Raw genomic sequence first — 3,776 nt, 5'->3', positions numbered from 1 at the left:
CAATCATTGTGGGAAGCCCCGCACCAGGTAACTGGTGCGGGGCTTTTCTGCGTTTACGGACAGTTTTTCAGGCCGGCTGGGTATCCTGGCCGCGTTCCCCTGGAGGACACGATGACAGCACAGCAGGTGGAAGGCCCCGGCCCCCTCATCCCCCAGCCGGCCATGACGCGCGAAGCGCTGCGGGACGCCGTGCGTCGGATCGACATGGCGAGCCTCGCCGTGCTCGACCGGGAGTGCAACGAAGCGTTCGACCGGGCGGCCGAGACCGGGGCGATCAATCCCCTGCGGTTCTTCCTGATCAAGTGGGCCACGCACGTGGCGATCCACCGGTGGCCGGCGCGGGCCGCGGCGCTGCACGAAGCAGAACGCATCGCGGGTGACCCCCAGGCGACGGAGGAGCAGTTCCGGGCCGCCATGGAGACCAGCAGCCGGATCCTCGCCGAGGCCCAGCGGGAGATCGGTCAGTGGTCCTGAGGGGGGAGGGCGTCGAGAACGACGCCGGCTGGGCCTGGGAGTGCGATCCCAGTCGGGTGTGGGTGCTGGGTGACATGCCGGCGGAGCGGCAGCAGCTCGTCACCGCGGTCATGGACGGCCTGGTCGACCTCGCGTCGATGTCCATCGACCCCAAGGACGGCAGCCTCTACGAGGACCCGCACCCGATGCGGCTGCGTACGTACGAGGACGAACACCTTCTGGCCTGGTACCAGACCATCCCCCACCGCCGCCGGGTCTACCTCAAGCGCGTGAACCTCTGACACGGCCGGCCCCCGGGGGTATGCCCGCCCCTTCGCCTGGAAGCCCGGCAAGGCAGCGACTGCAACAGCCGTCCGCGGAATGGCAGTTGACGGAGGGGAGCGTGCCGACCGGCGTCGGCCGACGGGCTGTGGGAGACGGTCTACGAACGGTTCCGCTGCTGGCCCGCGGATGGAACCTGGGATCGGCTCCTGGCTCGCGTCCAGCAGCACTCGGGCGCGATCGGCGAGGGGGACTGGTCAGTCGTCTGTGTCGACTCGACGATCGTGCGGGTCTACCAGCACGCCTCGGGAGCCAAAAAGGGGCCCTGGACCGGCGAGGCGCTCGGCCGGTCCCGCGGTGGACTGAGCATGAAGATCGACCTCGTCTGTGACGGGCAGGGCCGGCCGCTCGCGTTCATGATCACCGGCGGGAACGTCAACGACTGCACCCAGTTCGAGCCGGTCGTGGCCCGCATCCGCATCACACGGGCCGGGCCCGGCCGGCCCCGCATCCAGCCGCTGCGGGTGGTGGGCGATTAGGGCTACTCGTCCCGCAGTATCCACTCCTACCTACGCACACGCGGTATCGCCCGCACCACCCCCGAACGCGTCGACCACATCAGCGGACACTTGCGGCGGGGCGAGAGTCTGTGCCGCCTTGACCGTGAGGTCTACCGACGCCGCAAGGTCGTCGAACGCTGCTTCAACCGGCTCAAGCAGAACAAGGCCCTCGCCAGGCGCGGCCTCGGCGGCCGTACAGGTCCTGTCGGCGCCGGCCCAGTGGGTCACCGCCCAGACGCATCGTGAGGCCGCTCTTTGGTGGTGGCCGTCTGGAACCCGGTGAACGCACCCAGGGCGACCACTTCCACGGCCTGGCGCCAGGTTGGCTCCTGCGGCGAGAGCCTTTCGACCAAGGCCAGTAGCTGCCTGGACCACATCGTTGGCGGTGCTCCAGTGCGCCGGTGCCGTCAGCCGCCGCAGCGATAGCGGCGCATTGTGACCAGCAGAGTCCCTGACGTGCACAACGGCGGCATCGGCGATCCGGCGGCCGACCGGCAGCGGAGAGCTGGGGAACTGTGCGCCCGGGCTCTTGAGGTCTCGGGCGTGACCGCGGGTTTCGGGGGTGTATCAGGCGCGGTCGTGGAGGGTGATCTGGTAGCCGTCGGGGTCGGCGAAGGTGAAGGTCCGGCCGAAGGGGCCGTCGATCGGTGCGGAGACGATGGTGTGGCCATCGGCGACGAGAGCGTCGTGAATGGCCTGGACGTCTGTGGCGTGGAGCCAGATCGCGGCACCGATGCCGGGCTGAGTAACGGATGCGAGATCGGTGCCGGGAACGACCTCGCGGAGTGCGAACGCGATCGGCTTCGTCTCGAAGACGACGGCGTGCGGAGGTCCGGTCTGCGAGCGGACGAGGCCGAGGTACTGCTCGTAGAACGCCTGTGAGGCGTCGAGGTCGCGCGCTTGGAGTGAGATGAAGTCGGGGCCGGTGACGGGCACGATGACGCTCCTTCATTCGTGTCAGTTTTCTGACACAGGTCAACCTATGTCAGAATCCTGACATGAGTCAAAACGGTGTTGGCGTCGATCTGGAGACGTCACTGGGCTACCTGCTGAAAGAGGCGTCGAGCGCGCTTCGCGCGGCGATGGAGGCGGTGCTGCGGCCGCTCGGGATGAGCGTGACGCACTACTCCTGTCTCGAACTGCTGGCTCAGCGGCCGGGGTTGTCGAACTCCGAGCTCGCGCGGGGCGCATTCGTGACCCGGCAAACGATGAACGTGCTGCTCCAGAACCTGGAGCGAGAGGGCTACGTGACCAGGCCCGCGGAGGCACCCGTCGGGAAGGCCCTTCCCACGCGGCTCACGCCGAGCGGCCGACGGAGCCTTGAGGAGGCGACCGTGGCGGTCCGGTCCGTCGAGCTCAGAATGCTGGCCGGCATGACCGAGACTGAGCGGTCGGCCGCGCTCCGGATCCTGCGGAGCATGGTCCATTCCCTGCGGGACGGCAGCGACGGTGCGCCTCTACAGGAGCGCCGCAAAGCGTGAGACTCCGCCACGGGCGCACTGGGGGTGGCTACTCCTTGCCCAGCAGCGGGGCGAGGGGGTCCTGGGCGAGGGGGACGGGCGTGGCCAGAGCCGCTTCGTAGGCGGGGCGCGGGAAGACGTAGGGGCCCAGGGGCAGCTCTCCCCACTCCGGTCGGTGGAGCTGGTAGAAGCCGGACCAGGTCTGCGTGGCCGTGACGCGGAGCCTGGCGAGCAGGGGCCAGCAGGCGTCGATCCCGCAGGGGCAGCCCAAGAGACACAGAGCGCCGGTATCGCGGTCGCGGAGGTGTGGTGGCGCGTCGCCCAGGAAGTGGGAACGGCCCCGGGTGCCGTCGGCGTCGTCGTCCAGGTGCAGGGGGGCGTGCTGGCGCAGCAGAAACTCCTCGAGCTCCTGAGGCGTGTCGTCGTCCTCGTCGAGCTCCCGGTTCCAGAGCGCGCGGGTCGCCTCCGCGACGAGGACGCGCAGGTCGGTGCCGTCGATCCGGATCCCCCAGGCGGTGAGGTGCGGGAAGCCGGGGTGGGGGTGGTGCAGGAACTCCACACGGTGCGGGGCGGTCGGCTGGTTCATACGCCTCATCCTGTGGCGCTCACCTGACCCGCTCCACTGAGTATCGCCAGTGGCTCCAGGGCCGTGCTGGTCTTCCCTGCCCCCCGGGAGGGGGCGGGGTCGGCTGCTGGGACCAGGTCTCAGCAGCCGACCCCGCCGATTTTGACCTGGCAGGGGCGGTGATGTAGAGTTAAACGGTTGCCTGGAACTGGACAAGTTCGGTAACGAGCCCACAGAGAAGCGAATTCTGAGTGGGCACAGTCGTCTCTTCTTTCGAAGTCCGACACCGGGAAATCCGGTGGAAAACTTCTGATAGAGTCGGACTCGCCGGAAAGGGAAACGCGAAAGCGAAGAACTGGAAAGCGAAACCCGCTTCGACCGGGAATCGGACACGAAAGAGTCTGATAGAGTCGGAAACGCAAGAACGAAGAACGAAAGCCCGGAGGAAAGCCCGAG

Annotated in this window: 5 protein-coding genes and 1 pseudogene; 4 read left to right on the top strand and 2 right to left on the bottom strand. The window is 68.1% G+C overall.

Annotation, left to right across the window (positions count from 1 at the left end):
- The first annotated feature begins 111 nt into the window (after positions 1-111).
- From IE248_RS36985 to IE248_RS36975, 3 genes and pseudogenes are all read left to right on the top strand, one after another.
- On the top strand, positions 112-474 hold the full coding sequence (locus tag IE248_RS36985) for a hypothetical protein (protein WP_190033143.1): 363 nt from the start codon (positions 112-114) through the stop codon (positions 472-474).
- Complete coding sequence (locus tag IE248_RS36980; RefSeq protein ID WP_008744182.1) at positions 465-755, top strand: hypothetical protein; 291 nt, start codon at positions 465-467, stop codon at positions 753-755. Before IE248_RS36985 ends, IE248_RS36980 begins: the two co-directional genes overlap by 10 nt.
- A gap of 123 nt (positions 756-878) precedes the next feature.
- Positions 879-1,475 (top strand): annotated as a pseudogene (locus IE248_RS36975) (IS5 family transposase); the annotation flags it as partial.
- A 387-nt stretch (positions 1,476-1,862) separates the two neighbouring features.
- Here IE248_RS36975 and IE248_RS36970 read toward each other — a convergent pair.
- The gene (locus IE248_RS36970; RefSeq protein WP_190033142.1) at positions 1,863-2,231 is read right to left on the bottom strand and encodes a VOC family protein; all 369 of its coding nucleotides are present in this window, start codon (positions 2,229-2,231) and stop codon (positions 1,863-1,865) included.
- Between the two features lie 62 nt (positions 2,232-2,293).
- Between IE248_RS36970 and IE248_RS36965 the strand changes: the two genes are divergently transcribed.
- Positions 2,294-2,776, top strand: coding sequence for a MarR family winged helix-turn-helix transcriptional regulator (locus IE248_RS36965; protein WP_008744178.1), 483 nt, complete (start codon positions 2,294-2,296; stop codon positions 2,774-2,776).
- 28 nt (positions 2,777-2,804) lie between these two features.
- Here IE248_RS36965 and IE248_RS36960 read toward each other — a convergent pair whose 3' ends face one another.
- Positions 2,805-3,341 carry a hypothetical protein gene (locus IE248_RS36960; protein WP_229895810.1) on the bottom strand — a complete coding sequence of 179 codons (537 nt, stop codon included), beginning with the start codon at positions 3,339-3,341 and terminating at the stop codon, positions 2,805-2,807.
- Positions 3,342-3,776 lie beyond the last annotated feature (435 nt).

The organism is Streptomyces goshikiensis, assembly GCF_014650555.1.
Taxonomy (GTDB): Bacteria; Actinomycetota; Actinomycetes; order Streptomycetales; family Streptomycetaceae; genus Streptomyces; species Streptomyces goshikiensis.
Note: the sequence above shows the minus strand (reverse complement) of the source record. Positions and strands in the feature narration are given on the sequence as shown.

Bases quoted from the DNA above. Each gene is read 5' to 3' on its own strand.
- IE248_RS36960 (WP_229895810.1), bottom strand. From the start codon at position 3,341: ATGAACCAGCCGACCGCCCCGCACCGTGTGGAGTTCCTGCACCACCCC.
- IE248_RS36965 (WP_008744178.1), top strand. From the start codon at position 2,294: ATGAGTCAAAACGGTGTTGGCGTCGATCTGGAGACGTCACTGGGCTAC.
- IE248_RS36985 (WP_190033143.1), top strand. From the start codon at position 112: ATGACAGCACAGCAGGTGGAAGGCCCCGGCCCCCTCATCCCCCAGCCG.